Origin of the sequence: Moraxella sp. TY6 (assembly GCF_048551375.1) — a bacterium.
GTDB lineage: Bacteria > Pseudomonadota > Gammaproteobacteria > Pseudomonadales > Moraxellaceae > Faucicola.
In genome coordinates this window covers 1-17,781 of sequence record NZ_JBLYZJ010000017.1, presented here as the reverse complement: position 1 = coordinate 17,781, position 17,781 = coordinate 1, and the positions used below count along the sequence as shown (strand labels likewise).

Here is a 17,781-nt window from a genome sequence, read left to right as displayed (position 1 = left end):
TGTAAACAATTAGTTGCATTTGTGTAGTGTTGGATGAATTAGATTAAGAATGACATTCTCCTTCAAATACCGCTGTATGACGCACGTGGTTTTGATAAAAACTGGTATCTTTGTCCAAAATCACAGGGCGTGAGCCGACCCAATGATGGGTAAAGTGGGATGATTGGCGGACATTGGTGCGGTTATTTCTCTTGGCTTTTTTGTGAGGCGAGTCCGGTTGCCAATGTAACAGCCAACATAAAGGTAATAAAGATAAACCAAAGGCAATCACATAGCTATTGTCGACTTGCCCAGCAAAGAGATGCACAATCAGCCAGTTCAAGCCTTCCACACCGCACCAATACAGTGAGCCTATCCCAAAATACCCCATCAAATAACGATACGGTGACAATGCCAATCCCAACAGCAATGCCCCCAATAATAATAGCAACAACAAGCCCAATACCCACCCTTGTTGGGCAGGCGTGTTGGTGGATACAGCTAATAGTAAAGTATGAACATTTGGCATAATACACCTCTAATAACCATAACTAAATCAATGGTTTATATTTTATAATCTGTGTGGTAACAAGGGGTATTATGGCGGTATATTGGCTAAAATAAAACCCCAAATCAGCGACAAAACGACAACCACTGACGTTTAGTTTTTTAATATTTGCTTACTGTCTTGATTGGTGAATAAAAATGCCAATTTTGCGAAAAGCTATCGCAGTTTGGCTAATTTAGCGGTTATAATGGTGGGAATTTTAGGTTGCTGATTTTGATTTAACCCTTTATATTTCATTCTTTGGTACTCAATTATGATGACATTTCAACAAATTATTTTAACCCTACAAAACTACTGGGCAGACAAAGGCTGTGTCGTGCTACAACCCTACGATATGGAAGTGGGAGCAGGGACGTTTCACACAGCGACTTTTTTGCGTGCGTTGACCCCAGAGCGTTGGCACGCCGCCTACGTTCAGCCGTCACGCCGTCCCACTGATGGACGCTATGGCAATAACCCCAACCGCCTACAACATTATTATCAATTTCAAGTGGTGTTAAAGCCCAATCCACCTGATATTCAAGAATTATACCTTGGCTCGTTACAAGCCTTGGGGATTGATACCTTGACCCATGATGTCCGCTTTGTCGAAGACAACTGGGAATCACCGACATTGGGTGCGTGGGGCTTGGGCTGGGAAGTGTGGCTTAATGGCATGGAAGTGACCCAGTTTACTTACTTCCAACAAGTTGGCGGTATCGAGTGTTTCCCTGTGACAGGTGAGATTACCTATGGGCTTGAGCGTCTTGCTATGTATATTCAAGGCGTGGATAGTGTTTACGACCTTGTTTGGGCGGATGGTGAGTTTGGTAAAGTGACTTATGGCGATGTGTTCCACCAAAATGAAGTAGAGCAATCGACCTATAACTTCGAACACGCTGATGTGCCGAAGATGTTTGAGTTGTTTGATTTTTATGAAGAACAGGCGGATAAATTAGTAACAGCGAATTTGCCGTTGCCTGCGTATGAGATGGTACTCAAAGCCTCGCATACGTTTAATTTATTGGATGCTCGTGGGGCGATTTCGGTGACGGAGCGTCAGCGTTTTATTCTCAGAGTGCGTACCTTGGCTCGTAAAGTGGCGGTAAGTTATGTTGAAGCCCGTGCGAAATTGGGTTTTCCACTAGCAGATGAGGCTCATAAAGCGGAGGCGTTAGAAAAGTGGTTGCCTAATGATAACTCTAAAGGGAATTAATTTTACATGGATAACGATAATTTTTTTGAAGATAATAAAACTTATGAGATACCAGCTCGTGTGGTTTTGAATAGTGATAAATTCAAATTTGTAAGATTTTTCTTAGAAGAGTCTAAAAATATTAGTGATAGTATTACAAGAGATAGCAAAAAAAATATTTTTCTAGAACAAAATGATGATAAAAAAGAATATGGCTCTTTACAATTAGGTGATTATTTGTTAATTAGTTGTAAAGGAAAACTAATTAATCAATTTTTTGATACAGGCATGATAGATGAAAATATTGATAAAAAGGAAAGAAGTTGCATTTTTATCAAAAAAACTAGTTCACCTGAATATAATGAAAAGTTAGGATTATTTAACACTCTAAAACTATTAGAAGAAAAGAAATTTGAAATTAAACAAGAGGAAATAAAAAAAACAAACTTAGTTGATTATATAAAACAACTTGAAGAACAGCAAGCTGGTTTAAAAAATGACTTGAATCAAAAATCACAAGATTTCAAAATTATTATTAATGATATTAATACTTTGAAGAATATTAAAAATCTTGAGGAGGCTAACCTTAAACTCGAAGAACAGAAGAATACTTTAGAGTTTTTTTTAGGAGAAAATCAATGGTTAGAACAAATAAAACCTTATTTTAATATTGTAGAAAGTAGCCGTCCTAACTTTTCTGATGAACCATTAAATAAAGTCAAGTCAAAGCCATTATTTAATAAGTACACCAAATCATTAAAAGGCAGATTTAACGTATCTGATGATTTTATTCATTGTTATTTACTGTCGCTATTTACCAGTCTTATTCAAGGGCGTTTCTTATTGCTAACTGGTCATATTGGTACAGGAAAATCCAAAATTGCTAAAGAGACTGGTAGGCTAATGGGTGGAAAAACCAACATGGTTGCAGTTCGTCCTGCTTGGCTAGATGCGTCTGATTTGCTTGGTTATTTTGACCCAATTAATAATCGATATCATGCCACAGATTTTGTGCGATTTCTTAAAGAGAAGGACAATAATCGTATCAATATGATACTCCTAGATGAGTTAAATATTGCTCGTATTGAAAATTATGGAGCAGATGTTCTTGCTTGTTTATCATCTATTGATGATAGATATAAAGACGAAAATAAGATTCGACTCTTTTCACAAGATTTAAGCGAAATTGTTACAACATACCAAATGTACTACGATTTGTCTGAGGAAAAACAGGTAGCTTATGAAAGGGTAATTACTAAAATAAAAGAAAGTGCCAGTATTGCCATTCCTAAAAATGCTTTAATCTGTGGCACATTGAATATTGATGGGTCAACAGAAAACCTATCGCCAAAAATGATAGACCGCTCTTTTATGTTAAAGTTCCCTGACTTTAATGGTCAGTTAGCAAGCTATCAAGATATTGAAGAGATAGTTAATTTCCCTATACAGGCATTTTCTGATGCGTTGAAAGAACGAAATAAGCCAGCACATGAAGCATGGAATAGATTTTACGACACATATATTCAAAATGTTAAAGATTTTTTTATTCCAATCAGTAATCGTGTGGCAAAAGATTATATCGAATTTTACAAAATCGCTAATTTTTTTGGCGTTGAGAAATCCGAAGAAATAAATGCTTACTTTTTTTATGCTCGAATTTTGCCAAGATTGCGGATTGCAAAAGCCGATAAGTCAACAAATATCTCATTGGTCAATAATGTTTTGGATGGGTTTCAATCGGATTTATTTGATGGTTTTATTGCTGAATTAAATAAAGTTGAAGATGGGCAGTTCGTTGATTATCAACATATCTGTGGATAATTTCATATGTACATCACTATAGGAAAGAATAAAAAACCATATTATCCTGATGATTGGCAATTCGTTGCTTACCAGTTTTTAAATATTCATATCGAAGATATAGAAATGGAAGGTAAGCCATACTGTCTTAGAAATAGCCAAGAAATAACTTTAACCAATATTGATAAATATGGTAATCAGACAAAATATTGGCAATTGCCTTATAATGAGCATATTAAGCCTACAGTAGGTGAGGTGTACATTGGCTATAAGAAAAAAGATGGTAGTAATATTAAGGAAAAAATTATTATTCTACCTTCAGTTTTAAAAATAGATGAGTTTGAACAAATGGCAAAGCAAATTGCTAATATTGTGTTCAATTGTCATTCTTTTACCTATGCAGATTTTTCTCAACAAGTACAACAAGGTAGTAGCTTGACTGATGGTGAGCGTATCGGAGCAAATACTGATACCAAACAAGGCAGTAAATTTGAGCAGTTATTAGAAAAGCTACCCCAATTTTTGGAGATATTGGAAGGTAATTTACAGACCATTGAGAGAAACCCTGCTTTAGCTATGAGAGCAGTCAAAAAAGAAGGTGATATCTCTAAGTCTAACAAACCTAAAGATTTGCTGATGCGAAAGTTACAACCCAATAAAAAACGTACACTAACTTATGATAAAGTTTATGATGAGTTTAGCCCTGAAAACAAATGGTTAGGTTATTTGGTATATGAAACTTTACCAAGGCTAGTAAATAATTTTTTGAATGGGTATGTCAATCAAAAAAAAGATAGTGAATTGGAACAGCAAGATAAAGATAAAATAAATGTTTTATTAGAAGACGTAGAGAGAATACAGTCAAAAATAAAAACCATTCAATCAAATAGCTTTGCTAAAAAGTTTGATTTAAAAATAAAAGCACCACCATCAATTACCACAAAATTGATGAAGTCAAAAGGCTATAGTGCTATTTTACAAGCCTACTATAAGATTTTTGATGAAAACTTTTTAAAAGCCTTTCAGCAATATCAAGAGACCATTACAGCTTACTCTAGTGGGTATGTTGATAATTTATCAAACATTTATGAACATTGGTGTTTGGTGATTTTGTATGAGAATTTGCTGAAATTAGGTTTTAAGCCATTATCTGATAGTGATAGATTGGAAAATAACATTACATTAGCAGACGATAATTTAATAATACCAAGTCAAAGTGTTTTTAGATTATCAAAGCCTTTTGCACAATATGATAACTTTGTACCAATATCTGAAAAGAATATTACGATTACATTATATTATGAGCCATCTATTCCTAAGAAACAAAATAATGGACATTCATATAAACCTGATATAAAAATAGATATTGTTGCACCTAAAAGATGCTATGGCTTAGAAAGCTTTTCATTAATTTTGGATGCCAAATTTAAGGAATATACTAGAAGATATAGAAGTGATTATAATTCGCTTGTGGTTAGTTGTTTAAATAAAAGTGATGGAGAAAAATTTAAAGTTGTTCGAGATAAAATGATAATGTTAAGTGATATTATCGGTGCTTCTATGTTTAAATATCATGCTGACGTCAATTCTCCACCTGATATGAGTGTGATTTTACATCCCAATGTGGGTGATGAATTCAACTGGAGAGGAGAGTTCTCTTTAGAGGAATTTTTAAGAGATAATAACCATTTAACTAACGATAGTATTCTCATGCTTAAGCGGTTGGTTAGAGAAGCATTGGGGCTTGATACAGAAAGATATATTGTTAATAGGGTTTTACACAAGTTTGGTTCTTTAACTTTACGACCAAATAGTTTGGCAAAAGATATTCGTAGATTATTTACGATTATTTTTCATTATCATATGGGACTAACAAGTCTTTGTTTGCATTGTGGTAGAGAACTATATGAAGAGATGGAGTTTTTGGTTAATTGTGATGAAAGGCACGTGGCTTCAGATGTTGGTAAGTCTATGCACCAAAAACAATTAGAAAATGGGTATAGTTGGAAGAATACTGACCCAAGTACAAGATTTCATGCTAAGTGTCAAGATTGCAATACCCAATGGCGAGTATCTTTTTGTGCTAATAATGGTTCGGAAGTGAGACATACCCATACACCAAGTAACAATAACAGAATCGTTAAAGTTGGTGTAAATGATAGCAATGATAATATTGGTTATATGCCTATACATGACAGATTGAATGACATAACATTTTGTCCGAGTTGCGGTAGTGGAAAAATACCCAATAGCGATGAGAGAACAACAAGACATGAGCAGATGGCAGAAAATTAATGATTGAGCGTAAGAATATTAATATGACTAATCCCATCGAAATTTATCAAACTCAAAATGTCGAAGCCCAAGTTGAAGTCCGTTTTGACAATGAAACCGTTTGGCTAAGTTTACAGCAAATGGCGGATATGTATGGGCGTGATAAATCCGTAATTTCACGCCATTTATCAATGATGGGTATTGAATATTTTTATGGTTTAGTTGTGGCAAACAAAGCAAGTTGCTTTTTATTAACTGACAAAATTAACAATGGATACTAACGATTTACTCACGCTGATAGCCCTTGGCGAGGACAGCCAAACCCAATTCAAAGCGGATATCAGCCGTTCGGAGTCGCTTGCCCAAGAAATGGTCGCCATGAGTAATGGTCAAGGCGGACGCATTCTCATCGGTGTCAATGATGATGGCACGATTGCAGGGCTAGACAACCAAGATATCAGCCGATTAAATCAACTGGTATCCAATGCCTCTACCGAGCATATGCGACCGCCAATCGCCCCAACCACGCAAAATTTCAACTTTGAGCAAGGCATGGTAATGGTCGTGCATATTGCTGAGGGGGTCAGCAAGCCTTATATGGATAAGCATTTGCACGTTTATGTCAAAAGTGGAGCAGATAAACGTAAAGTTGTCGCTCGTGAGGAGTTGCAACGCATTTTTCAGCAAAATGCCTTGGTTCATGCAGATGAATTGGTCGTTAAAAACAGCAGTATTAACGATTTAGACAGTGCCTATTTTGAACAGTTTTTTGAAAAAGCCTATGGCGAAAGTTTAGAACAAACCGCCATGCCTTTGACTACCTTGCTCGAAAACATGAATCTCATGCACCAAGGTCAGCTTAATTATGCAGGCACGTTGTTATTTGCCAAAAAACCACAAATTCGCTTACCCATGTTTATGATAAAAGCGGTGGCATTTTATGGTAATGACATCACGGATGAGCAGTACATTGACAGTCGAGATATCACAGGTAAATTGGCAGATATTTTTAGCGAGGCATTAAGTTTTTGTTTAATCAACATACGCCATGTGCAAAATAATCAAAGTGTCAATTCTATTGGCGAGCCAGAGATTCCCAAAATTGTGTTTGAGGAACTGATAGCCAATGCATTGATTCATCGTGATTATTTTATTTCTGCTCCCATTAATTTGCTGATTTTTCAGAATCGTATCGAAATCATCAGTAGTGGGCATTTACCCAATAATTTGACCATTGAAAATATAAAAATGGGTAACTCGAATATTCGTAATCCAATTTTGGCTTCCTTTGCCAGTAAAGTGTTGCCTTACCGTGGGCTAGGCAGTGGGATTTTACGAGCATTGAAGGCATATCCCAATATTGAATTAATTGATGATAGAGAAAATAACCGTTTTAAAGCCATTATTTATCGTAAAAATTTAAGTTAATAAAAGTAAAGATTAAGGTAGAGATTATGACCACCATTTTATTTGAACTTGGCACAGAAGAGTTGCCACCCAAAAACCTCAAAACCCTGCGTGACGCACTGACTAACAACGTCAAAACCGCCCTAGCAGACGCAAATATCCAATACGATAGCTTGCAAAATTTCGCATCACCACGCCGTCTTGCCCTGCAAATCAAAGGCATTAGCGAGCAACAACCCGACCGCACCGAACAAAAACGAGGCCCTGCCATCAAAGGGGCGTATGACGCTGAGGGTAATCTCACCAAAGCAGGGCTTGGTTTTGCTCAAGGTTTAGGCATCACCAAAGACGATTTAATCACCATCAGCACCGATAAAGGCGACTATATCGGCTATAACCTGACCGTCAAAGGGCAAGCCACTACCGAATTATTGCCTGCCATCTTCCAAAAAGCCCTTGATGATTTGCCAATTGCCAAACGTATGCGTAGTGGGGCAAGTAAAGACGAATTTGTGCGTCCTGTGCAATGGGTGGTGTTGATGGCAGACAATGCGGTCATTCCTGCCACCATTCAAGGCTTTGAGTCGAGCAATCAAACTCGTGGACACCGTTTTCACTCGCCAGACTTTACCACTATTTTGCACGCTGACGACTACGAAAGCCTGTTGGCAGAAGCGTTTGTGATTGCTGATTTTGATAAACGCCAATCTCAAATTGTTGAACAAGTCCAAAAACTTGCTGATGAAGTCGGTGCAACCGCTATTGTACCGCAGGACTTGCTAGACGAAGTCACCGCCTTGGTTGATTTTCCTGTGGCGTTGCGAGCAAGCTTTGAAGAACGCTTTTTGGCAGTTCCACAAGAAGCCTTGATTAGCACCATGCAGGCTGACCAAAAGTATTTTTGTTTGACTGATAAAGACGGCAAATTACAGCCCTATTTTATTTTTATCAGCAACATTCAGTCCAAAGACCCAAGCCAAGTCATCGCAGGCAATGAAAAAGTAGTACGCCCACGCCTTGCCGATGCGGAGTTTTTCTTTTTACAAGACCAAAAACAGCCGTTATTTGCCTTGACCGAAAACCTCAAAAACCGTGTTTTCCAAGAAAAACTGGGAACAATTTGGGAAAAATCCGAGCGTATTGCCAAACTTTCTGCCTTTATCGCCAACTTTACAGGGGCGGACGTGGAGCATTCGGCAAGGGCAGGCTTGCTGTCAAAAGCCGACTTGGCAAGTACCTTGGTTGGTGAATTTCCAGAGTTGCAAGGGGTGGCAGGGACGTATTATGCTCGCCTTAACAACGAACCGAAAGCCGTTGCTGATGCGATTGAAGAGCAGTATTTACCCAAATTTAGCGGTGATAAATTGCCCCAAACCCCAATTGGCACGGCATTGGCATTGGCTGACCGTTTGGATACCTTGGTGGGGATTTTTGGTATTGGGCAAGCCCCAACAGGCTCAAAAGACCCATTTAGCCTTAGACGTTCGGCGATTGGCGTGTTACGGATTTTGATTGAAAAACAGCTACCGCTAAACCTTATCGTGCTACTTGAGCAGGCATTATTGGGTTATGTTGGCAAAATTGAAGATTTACCCAATACCTTTAAACAAGTGATGGAATTTATCAATTCTCGCTACCGTTCCATGTATGAAGACCAAGGTGTGAGCGTGGATACGATTTTGGCAGTGCAAAAACTTCAGCCCCAAGTGCCATTGGATTTTGACCAACGTATCAAAGCGGTACAAGCATTCCGCACTTTACCGCAAGCTAAACAATTGGCAGAAGCCAATAAGCGTGTTGCCAATATTTTGGCAAAAGCTGAGGGTGAGATTGCCCATGAGGTACAAACCGCTTATCTTGAAGAACATGCCGAAAAAGTGCTATATCAAGCGGTGGTCGATGCCAAGCAAGCCATTGAGCCATTACAGCAAGCCAATGATTATCAATGTATTTTACAGACACTTGCCCAATTACAACAACCCTTAGATGATTTCTTTGAACATGTGATGGTGAATGCCGAAGCAGTGAGTCTAAAAAATAACCGTTTGGCATTATTACAGCAAGTGAGAGGACTTTTCTTGCTAGTCGCTGATATTAGCGAGTTGCAGGGTTAGGCTTTGATAAACGGTAGTATTTACAGGATTAGTACGATAAGCACTGATTGATAATTAATCAACTGATATAAGCTAACTGATAATATCAAATTCTGATGTCTCGACTACCGTTTAAAAAATCACCTTTACTCGTTATAATGGTTAGTTTAATTCCTTTATTATAACAAGGTAATCGGCGATGCTAGGCAATGAAAAATTGGGTGAAAATGATATACAAGGTAATTCAAAATTAGCAAATAAGCAGGTTCTCAAAACAATGATAGCGGGTAAAAAATACCGCATTTTAATCAACTCTTTGATTGGTCTATTTGTCGCATTATTATTGTTAATTTTGACCAACTTTCTCATCGCTAAAACTTCTACCATTGCCACTGAACATATGGATATTATTGGCAATATTAGTGATGATACTTTGCAGATTGCTACCTCCTCACAACATTTAGCGTTGGTAGACCAGTCCAACCAAGCTGAATTGTCTAAAATTACTAAAGAAATTCAAGATTATAGTGCTGAGCTTGATGACTACATGGCAAAGCTTGATAACTATGAGAAAAAAGAAACAGCGATGGAGGATTTTGCCAAAATTTGGCAAGTATATCGCCAAAAAATTAATGCGTTATCCTCTAATCGTGCCGAAGACCGCCTTGCCCTTGCAAATTATGCCCAAGATCAAAAAGGTTCGATTTGGGATTTGATGAACGTGGGCTATGATACTTATCTGGAAGAAACCTACCGTTTGGCGAGTTATTCTCGCTATTTGCAGATTTTTACCTTATTGGCATTGATTGGCTATCTGATTTTCTTTGTCAATTTTACCTTTCGCCGTATGCATGAGACTGATCGTGCGGTTGAAAAGGCTCAGAAAGAAACCGCTGATATCATGCGGACAGTTAATGAAGGGCTATTTTTGATTGATAGAAATATGGTTATTGGTGAAAATTATTCGGACAAATTGGAAGATATTATTCACCAAAAACATATTGCAGGGCGTACCTTACTTGAGCTATTAAATGGAATGATTTCACAAAAAGACTTGGATACGACCAAGTTGTTTGTTGAACAGCTGTATAATAACTGGGTAGTTGAGGATTTGATTCAAGACCTTAATCCACTAAAACAAGTGCTTACCACTTATATGGATAAGCAAGGTATTGCGGATACTCGCTTCTTAGAGTTTAATTTTTTACGAGTAATGAATGAAGCAACGGCTGAAGTGAGTAAAGTGTTCGTGAGTGTGGTTGATGTCACTAATGAAGTGAAATTACAAAATCAAATACTCAAAGATAAAGAGCAACACGATAAACAGATTGAGATGATTAGCTATTTGATGACCGCTAATCCTGAACAGCTTGCAGTATTTATTAAAGAAACCCATCATCGCTTTCAGCGTATGAATGGCGTGCTAAAACACGAAGTCAATGATTTCGATAACTTACAAGCTAAAGCGCGTACTTTGCTTCGAGAAACGCACAGCCTAAAAGGTGATGCTTCTGCCATGAAATTAGGGGTATTAGTGAGTTTGGCAGAACGCCAAGAAAACGAACTCAAGCACTTACTTCAACAACCAACCTTAAAAGGCAATGATTTTTTGAAAATCACCATTGCACTGGATGAAATGATGGACATCACTCATTTTATCCAGTCATTGATGCAACGTTTGCATTTGGATAATGCGTCTTTAAGTGGATTGGTAAATGCTTCTGATAAACACAAGCTTGATTCAACCAATGATACAGCTAGTCCAAAGGTAGTCGAGACACCTATCATTAAATCGGTGATAAGCCATACACAAAACTATTGGCAACATTATTTTACTCAATATGCTGATGATATTGCCAAACGTCATCAAAAACAGGTACAGCTGACCGTCATAGGCTTTGATAATAATGGTATTGATGATGCAAAAATGGCGGTGTATAAAGATATTACGACTCAATTGATAAAAAATGCTATTATTCATGGTATCGAATCGCCAGAGGCTCGTTTGGCAAAGGGTAAGCCTAGTATGGGTCAAATTGAGTTAATACTCCAAGCGGTCGATGGTCAGCATCAACTCAGCATACAGGATGATGGGCAAGGGATTGATTGGCAAAAAATTCGTGATAAAGCCATCGAAATTGGGCAAATTACTGCCTCACAAGCCGAGCAGTTACAGCCCAAAGACTTGGTAAACTTGATGTTTAGTTCAGGACTTTCGACTGCCGAACAACAAGACGAAGATGCAGGGCGGGGTATGGGCATGGATATCGTCCGTCAATTGATTAGCGAACATCATGGTAAAATAGGGCTTAATACCAAGTTTCATCAGTTTACCCAATTTACCCTACGATTTCCCCAAAATTAAGTTTTAGGTATAGTTTTTTAAATTAGAAATAATATGGGTTTGTAGAGTCGTATTGTATACACCCAAAACTCATAGTTATTTTTCCTATTGAACTCACTATAAACACCTTGTAAGGATTAAGTATGTCGTACCGCCTAATGGTTGTTGATGATTCTAATATCATTCGCAATCGTATTGAACGTAGCTTTATGGAGAGTGACATCCAAATTGTCGCTACCGCTAGCAATGGGGTCGAAGCACTCGAAAAATTCGCCAAAACTCAGCCTGACCTTATTACTATGGATTTGACCATGCCCCAAATGGATGGTATTGAATGTATCAAGCGTATCATCGCTCAAGGCACAGGCGTGAGTATCCTTGTCGTATCGGCATTATCTGATAAAGAAACCGCATTATTGGCACTGCAAAATGGAGCAAGGGGGTTTATTTGTAAACCATTTAATGAAGAAGAATTAAGTAATGCCTTACATCGGCTCATTGATATGCGTAACCGTACTCAGTAAATGCCAAATTAGCTTAACAAATCTTACCCATTACCCTTGCGAGCCGAGTTTAAATCCCTTAAACTCGGTTTTATGTTTTTAGCAAATCCAATAAATATTAGAGTAGGGGCGTATTGCATACGCCTAATATTTATCATCTCAAACAGGGTGTAAGCATTACACCCCTACGATTTTAAATTTTGGGTTTGTTATTAGATTTGAATAAATACCACGTTAAGGACAGACATGACCCAATCTACCAACCACCGCCCAGAAACCCTTGCCATTCACGCAGGCTACAGCCCAGAGCCGACCACCAAAGCCGTGGCAGTACCGATTTACCATACCAGCTCATACGCCTTTGATGACACCCAACATGGGGCAGACCTGTTTGACCTTAAAGTCGCAGGCAATATCTATACTCGCATTATGAACCCCACCAATGCTGTGTTAGAAGCTCGCATGACCGCCCTTGAAGGTGGTGTGGGGGCATTGTGCTTGGCATCAGGTATGTCAGCGATTACCTACACTATTCAAACCCTCTGTGAAGCAGGCGATAATATCGTATCGGTTTCGACCTTGTATGGCGGAACGTACAATCTCTTTGCCCATGCCTTACCTCGCCAAGGCATCGAAGTGCGTTTTTTTGACCATACCAAACCAGAAACCTTGGTGGATTTAATCGATGATAAAACCAAATTGGTATTTGCCGAAAGTATTGGTAATCCACTGGGTAATATTGTCGATATCGCCAAAATCAGCGAATTGGCTCACAGCAAAGGTGTACCAGTGGTCATTGATAACACGGTTGCCACCCCAACACTTTGCCGTCCGTTTGAGCATGGGGTGGATATCGTGGTGCATTCATTGACCAAATATATCAGTGGTTCTGGCACGTCTGTGGGTGGCGTAATTATTGACAGTGGTAATTTTGATTGGGGAGCAAATAAAGCCCGTTTCCCAATTTTGAACACGCCTGATGTCAGCTATCATGGGGTGAATTTTGTGGAAGCGATGGGCAAGGCTGCCTTTATTGCTCGTGCAAGGGTTGCTCCACTGCGTAACACAGGGGCGGCATTAAGCCCAATGAACGCATGGCAAATCATGCTAGGGTTAGAAACCTTAGCCCTACGTATGGAACGCCACTGTGAAAATGCCCAAGCGGTCGCTGAGTTCCTTAATAACCATGAACAAGTAGCTTGGGTCAAATATGCAGGGCTTGCTGACCACCCAGAGCATGAGCTTGCCCAAAAATATATGAATGGCAAACCCTCTGCAATTCTAACTTTTGGTGTCAAGGGCGGACGTGAAGCAGGGGCAAAATTCATTGACGCATTGCAACTGATTGTACGGTTGGTGAATATTGGTGATGCCAAATCCTTAGCGTGTCACCCTGCCACCACCACCCATCGTCAGCTAAACCCTCAAGAACTTGCCAAAGCAGGGGTAAGTGAAGACATGATTCGGCTATCCATTGGTATTGAACATATTGACGACATCAAAGCCGACCTTGAACAAGCATTACAAGCATCAAAATAAGACCCAGCCCAAAAAAAACGCCTCAAACTAATTTGAGGCGTTTTTTTATGTTTTAACTTAGCTAAAATTATTTAGCAGCAGCGGCTTGAGCAGCAGCAACTTCTTCAGCAAAGTTCTCTTGTTTTTTCTCAATGCCTTCACCAACTTCTAGGCGTTTGAATTTCACAACAGTCATACCTTCTGCTTTTAGTACATCGCCAACTTTTTTCTCATTGTCGATAACGTAAGGTTGATTCACCAAAGTCACTTCGTTGAGGTATTTTTGTAGACCGCCAGTAATCATTTTTTCAACCACGTTCTCTGGTTTACCAGATTCTTTGGCTTTGGCTTCGATGATGTCTTTTTCACGAGCCAATACGTCTGCTGGGAAGTCAGCTTCGTTGACTGATAGTGGGTTGAATGCTGCTACTTGCATTGCCACTGATTTACCAGTCGCTTCATTACCGCCTTCATAAGACACCACAACACCGATACGTAGACCGTGACGGTATGACGCTAGGTTAGCACCTTCAACCACTTCGGCACGGCGTACTTGGATGTTTTCACCGATTTTTTGTACCAAAGCAACACGAGCTTCTTCAACACTTTGACCATCGCCATAAGGCAATGCAGAAATGGCTTCTACGTCAGTGGTGTTGTTAGCAAGAGCAAGGTCAGCCACTTTGGTTGCAAAGGCAGTGAAGTTTTCATCTTTTGCCACGAAGTCAGTTTGACAGTTGACTTCTAACAACAAGGCTTTGTTACCTTCTTGAGCGATGATGATAGCACCGTCAGCAGCGATGTTGCCTGCTTTTTTAGCAGCTTTGGCTTGACCTGATTTACGTAGGTTATCAATTGCGGTTTCGATGTCGCCGTCTGCTTCTTGCAAGGCTTTTTTACATTCCATCATACCAAGACCAGTACGGTCACGAAGTTCTTTTACGAGTTTTGCACTAATTTCTGCCATGAGAATACCTCGAGGTTATGTTTTTGTGTGTTAAAAGGGAAAATTAAAAAATCAGTCAATATAAAAACTAAAACTAAATGGCAAAAATTCATGTATTTTCACCATTTAGTTTAAGATAATAGCATCAATGATACAGATTCACTGGATAATACAGCATGTTTATGACAGCCTTATAACACATAGCCTGTCTTTTGTATCATGTTATCAAGATGATCAAATCAATCGTTATTCAGCAACTTCGGCAGTTTCAGCATCAGCAACAGGGGCATCCGCTTCTTTCTCTGCTTTACCACCTGTAGTTTTGGCATACTCTTTACCAGCGATAATCGCATCCGCCATGGCAGAAACGTACAAAGTAATAGCACGAATCGCATCGTCATTGGCTGGGATAACGTAATCAACATTGTCTGGACTAGAGTTAGTATCAACGATACCGATCACTGGAATGCCTAGGTTTTTGGCTTCTTGAATGGCAATCGCTTCATGGTCAACACCAACAACGAAAATCGCATCTGGCAAGCCGTTCATGTTTTTGATACCGCCTAACGCACGCTCTAATTTTTCCATTTCACGAGTACGCTCAAGGGCTTCACGTTTGGTCAATTTAGCGAAAGTACCGTCTTCGGCTTGTTTTTCGTAATCTTTTAGACGAGTGATTGATTGACGAATGGTTTTCCAGTTGGTCAACATACCGCCCAACCAGCGATGGTCAACGTATGGCATACCAGCACGAGTGGCTTGTTCAGCAATCACGCTACTAGCGGCACGTTTTGTACCCACGAATAGAATTTTGTTACCACGAGCAGCTTCACGGTTAACGAAAGTCAATGCTTCGTTCATCGCTTTTACGGTATGCTCTAGGTTGATGATGTGAATTTTGTTTCTTGCACCAAAGATGAATTTACCCATTTTTGGATTCCAAAAACGAGTTTGGTGACCAAAGTGAGCACCAGCTTCTAATAAATCACGCATTGAAACTTGGGTAGGATTAGCATTTGCCATGAAAATTTCCTTTAGATTAAGTTGGGTTATGCCTCCACATTACCGATTAAACCGATTTGCAAACACGCATTGATAGATTAGGGGTTAAACTTTATTAAGTATAAAATTCACCAACTATCAATTAATCAAATTTACAAACACCCAGTTTAACTCTTATCTAGCCTTATCCATTAAATAATTAATTTAGATAAAGAAAAATTAGAAAGTAGTAATGTGTGTGTCATGTTGGTTGATAAAAAAAGCAATCTGTCAAACATCTTCATCACAAAGATAAAATGACAAACTGCTATTTTAACATAATTTTAGTCGAGAAGGCTACTGCTATTTTTTCGACAAAACAGTTATTTCACCAAATCCACCAACGCCTCATAGCCTTGTTCCACCATTTGCTCTAACGGAATAAAGCGAAGCGAAGCCCCATTGATACAGTACCGCATACCGCCAAGTTCTGGACGACCATCATTAAATACATGACCCAAATGCGAATCCGCCACACGGCTACGCACCTCGGTACGCCTCATACCGTGGCTTTCATCAAAATATTCCTCAATCACCGCAGGGTCAATCGGCTTGCTAAACGCAGGCCAACCACAGCCCGAATCGTATTTATCACTAGAAGCAAACAATGGCTCGCCACTCACAATATCGACATAAATACCTTTATCAAATTGGTGGTCATATTCATGGCTAAACGGACGCTCAGTGCCACTATGTTGGGTGACATAATACTGCTCATCGGTCAGATTTGCCTTAATTTCAGCTTCGCTTGGTTTTTGGTAATCACTGGCATGAATCATGGTAGTTTCTCGCTGTATTGACTGCTTATGTGAATTGGTAAATAAGTGATTGATTTTACAATTATCTTAGCCATCATATCATTCTCGACATACCCACTTCAAGCCCAAAAGCCAATGTCCCTCATTATAGGTTTTTGGTAATCAATTTTGAGAAAACCCATAAAAAGGCGTACAATAGCGGTTTTTATCTCATTAAACGACCTAGCCATTTATGAAAACACTTGCCAACAACCCAGAAGCCATCGAAAAAATGCGTATTGCAGGCAAACTTGCCGCTGACGTACTGGTTATGCTTGATGAATACGTCAAAGAAGGCGTATCCACCGAAACCCTTAACCAAATCGCCCATGACTATATTGTCAACGTACAAAAAGCCATCCCTGCACCGCTAAACTACAACGGCTTCCCAAAATCCATCTGTACCTCCGTCAACCATGTCGTTTGTCATGGCATTCCAAGTGACGACAAAATCCTTAAAGACGGCGACATCATCAATATCGACATTACCGTCATTAAAGACGGCTTTTATGGCGACACTTCAAAAATGTGGATTATTGGCGAAGGCTCAATCATGGCACAACGCCTGTGTAAAGTCGCCCAAGACGCACTATATGCAGGGATGAAAGTGGTCAAAAATGGGGCAAAACTGGGTGACATCGGTGCCGCCATCGAAGCCGTGGTGCTACCAGAACGCTTTAGCATCGTCAAAGAATTTTGTGGGCATGGTATTAGCGATGAATTTCATCACGAACCGCAAGTCCTTCACTATGGCAAAAAAGGCACAGGCGACACCCTTAAAACAGGCATGACCTTCACCATCGAACCTATGATTAACCAAGGTGTTTGGCAAACCAAAATCCTACCAGACAAATGGACAGCCATCACCAAAGACCGCAAACTCTCTGCCCAATGGGAACACACCTTAATGGTCACTGACAACGGCTGTGAAGTTTTCACCACACGCCCAGACGAAGACCTTAGCTTTCTTAATCAATAACTGTCTAAACCAATAAAAATCTTACCAACAATATAGTGAATTAAATCAAAAATAAGGCTTTGAAATTCTGGGCGTATGCAATACGCCCCTACAAAACTGTCTTATTTCTAGTTTAAACGACTATATAAGGGTGTATCGCATACGCCCTTTATTTTTGCTAATCTTATCGTAAGGTGCGTCATACGCACCATTTATACAAGCATATTTGCAAAAATGTGAGAGATAAACTTTTTATTGAATTGATGTAAAATTTTTAAAAATCAATACTTTAAAATAAACATTAAAAATAATCTCAAAAACTTATAAAAAACCTCTTGACGTCCCATATAAAAAGCGTATAATACGCACACACCGAACG

Annotated in this window: 14 protein-coding genes; 10 read left to right on the top strand and 4 right to left on the bottom strand. The window is 39.2% G+C overall.

Annotation, left to right across the window (positions count from 1 at the left end):
* Positions 1-43 precede the first annotated feature (43 nt).
* Positions 44-508: a hypothetical protein gene (locus ACK1U4_RS10645; RefSeq protein ID WP_419401673.1), complete on the bottom strand. Its 465-nt coding sequence runs from the start codon at positions 506-508 to the stop codon at positions 44-46.
* A gap of 295 nt (positions 509-803) precedes the next feature.
* On the opposite strand from ACK1U4_RS10645, the gene glyQ reads away from it, so the two are divergent.
* The 9 genes from glyQ to ACK1U4_RS10600 all read left to right on the top strand — a co-directional run bounded on the left by glyQ (position 804) and on the right by ACK1U4_RS10600 (position 13,681).
* Complete coding sequence (glyQ, locus tag ACK1U4_RS10640) at positions 804-1,742, top strand: glycine--tRNA ligase subunit alpha (RefSeq protein WP_419401701.1); 939 nt, start codon at positions 804-806, stop codon at positions 1,740-1,742.
* Between the two features lie 6 nt (positions 1,743-1,748).
* Positions 1,749-3,542, top strand: coding sequence for a hypothetical protein (locus ACK1U4_RS10635; RefSeq protein WP_419401672.1), 1,794 nt, complete (start codon positions 1,749-1,751; stop codon positions 3,540-3,542).
* A 6-nt stretch (positions 3,543-3,548) separates the two neighbouring features.
* Positions 3,549-5,816 (top strand): hypothetical protein, encoded by a 2,268-nt coding sequence (locus ACK1U4_RS10630; protein ID WP_419401671.1) that lies wholly within the window; start codon positions 3,549-3,551, stop codon positions 5,814-5,816.
* A 23-nt stretch (positions 5,817-5,839) separates the two neighbouring features.
* Positions 5,840-6,076 (top strand): hypothetical protein, encoded by a 237-nt coding sequence (locus ACK1U4_RS10625; protein WP_419401670.1) that lies wholly within the window; start codon positions 5,840-5,842, stop codon positions 6,074-6,076.
* On the top strand, positions 6,066-7,223 hold the full coding sequence (locus tag ACK1U4_RS10620; protein WP_419401669.1) for an RNA-binding domain-containing protein: 1,158 nt from the start codon (positions 6,066-6,068) through the stop codon (positions 7,221-7,223). The genes ACK1U4_RS10625 and ACK1U4_RS10620 overlap by 11 nt, the downstream gene beginning before the upstream one ends.
* A gap of 26 nt (positions 7,224-7,249) precedes the next feature.
* Positions 7,250-9,316, top strand: a complete 2,067-nt coding sequence (gene glyS / locus ACK1U4_RS10615; protein ID WP_419401668.1) for a glycine--tRNA ligase subunit beta — start codon at positions 7,250-7,252, stop codon at positions 9,314-9,316.
* A 256-nt stretch (positions 9,317-9,572) separates the two neighbouring features.
* Positions 9,573-11,660 (top strand): ATP-binding protein, encoded by a 2,088-nt coding sequence (locus tag ACK1U4_RS10610; RefSeq protein ID WP_419401667.1) that lies wholly within the window; start codon positions 9,573-9,575, stop codon positions 11,658-11,660.
* 122 nt (positions 11,661-11,782) lie between these two features.
* A complete protein-coding gene (locus tag ACK1U4_RS10605) occupies positions 11,783-12,163 on the top strand; it encodes a response regulator (protein WP_419401666.1) in 381 nt (126 codons plus the stop codon).
* 225 nt (positions 12,164-12,388) lie between these two features.
* Complete coding sequence (locus tag ACK1U4_RS10600; RefSeq protein WP_419401665.1) at positions 12,389-13,681, top strand: O-acetylhomoserine aminocarboxypropyltransferase/cysteine synthase family protein; 1,293 nt, start codon at positions 12,389-12,391, stop codon at positions 13,679-13,681.
* Between the two features lie 67 nt (positions 13,682-13,748).
* Here ACK1U4_RS10600 and tsf read toward each other — a convergent pair whose 3' ends face one another.
* The 3 genes from tsf to msrB form a co-directional block, all read right to left on the bottom strand.
* A complete protein-coding gene (gene tsf, locus ACK1U4_RS10595) occupies positions 13,749-14,627 on the bottom strand; it encodes a translation elongation factor Ts (protein WP_419401664.1) in 879 nt (292 codons plus the stop codon).
* Positions 14,628-14,852: 225 nt separating this feature from the next.
* Positions 14,853-15,629: a 30S ribosomal protein S2 gene (gene rpsB / locus ACK1U4_RS10590; protein WP_419401663.1), complete on the bottom strand. Its 777-nt coding sequence runs from the start codon at positions 15,627-15,629 to the stop codon at positions 14,853-14,855.
* Between the two features lie 341 nt (positions 15,630-15,970).
* On the bottom strand, positions 15,971-16,426 hold the full coding sequence (msrB, locus tag ACK1U4_RS10585) for a peptide-methionine (R)-S-oxide reductase MsrB (protein ID WP_419401662.1): 456 nt from the start codon (positions 16,424-16,426) through the stop codon (positions 15,971-15,973).
* Between the two features lie 211 nt (positions 16,427-16,637).
* On the opposite strand from msrB, the gene map reads away from it, so the two are divergent.
* Positions 16,638-17,423 (top strand): type I methionyl aminopeptidase, encoded by a 786-nt coding sequence (map, locus tag ACK1U4_RS10580; RefSeq protein ID WP_419401661.1) that lies wholly within the window; start codon positions 16,638-16,640, stop codon positions 17,421-17,423.
* Positions 17,424-17,781: the final 358 nt, after the last annotated feature.

What these genes read in the sequence shown, in the direction of transcription:
- ACK1U4_RS10645 (WP_419401673.1), bottom strand. Translation starts at nt 508, where the DNA reads ATGCCAAATGTTCATACTTTACTATTAGCTGTATCCACCAACACGCCT.
- glyQ (WP_419401701.1), top strand. Translation starts at nt 804, where the DNA reads ATGACATTTCAACAAATTATTTTAACCCTACAAAACTACTGGGCAGAC.
- ACK1U4_RS10635 (WP_419401672.1), top strand. Translation starts at nt 1,749, where the DNA reads ATGGATAACGATAATTTTTTTGAAGATAATAAAACTTATGAGATACCA.
- ACK1U4_RS10630 (WP_419401671.1), top strand. Translation starts at nt 3,549, where the DNA reads ATGTACATCACTATAGGAAAGAATAAAAAACCATATTATCCTGATGAT.
- ACK1U4_RS10625 (WP_419401670.1), top strand. Translation starts at nt 5,840, where the DNA reads ATGACTAATCCCATCGAAATTTATCAAACTCAAAATGTCGAAGCCCAA.
- ACK1U4_RS10620 (WP_419401669.1), top strand. Translation starts at nt 6,066, where the DNA reads ATGGATACTAACGATTTACTCACGCTGATAGCCCTTGGCGAGGACAGC.
- glyS (WP_419401668.1), top strand. Translation starts at nt 7,250, where the DNA reads ATGACCACCATTTTATTTGAACTTGGCACAGAAGAGTTGCCACCCAAA.
- ACK1U4_RS10610 (WP_419401667.1), top strand. Translation starts at nt 9,573, where the DNA reads ATGATAGCGGGTAAAAAATACCGCATTTTAATCAACTCTTTGATTGGT.
- ACK1U4_RS10605 (WP_419401666.1), top strand. Translation starts at nt 11,783, where the DNA reads ATGTCGTACCGCCTAATGGTTGTTGATGATTCTAATATCATTCGCAAT.
- ACK1U4_RS10600 (WP_419401665.1), top strand. Translation starts at nt 12,389, where the DNA reads ATGACCCAATCTACCAACCACCGCCCAGAAACCCTTGCCATTCACGCA.
- tsf (WP_419401664.1), bottom strand. Translation starts at nt 14,627, where the DNA reads ATGGCAGAAATTAGTGCAAAACTCGTAAAAGAACTTCGTGACCGTACT.
- rpsB (WP_419401663.1), bottom strand. Translation starts at nt 15,629, where the DNA reads ATGGCAAATGCTAATCCTACCCAAGTTTCAATGCGTGATTTATTAGAA.
- msrB (WP_419401662.1), bottom strand. Translation starts at nt 16,426, where the DNA reads ATGATTCATGCCAGTGATTACCAAAAACCAAGCGAAGCTGAAATTAAG.
- map (WP_419401661.1), top strand. Translation starts at nt 16,638, where the DNA reads ATGAAAACACTTGCCAACAACCCAGAAGCCATCGAAAAAATGCGTATT.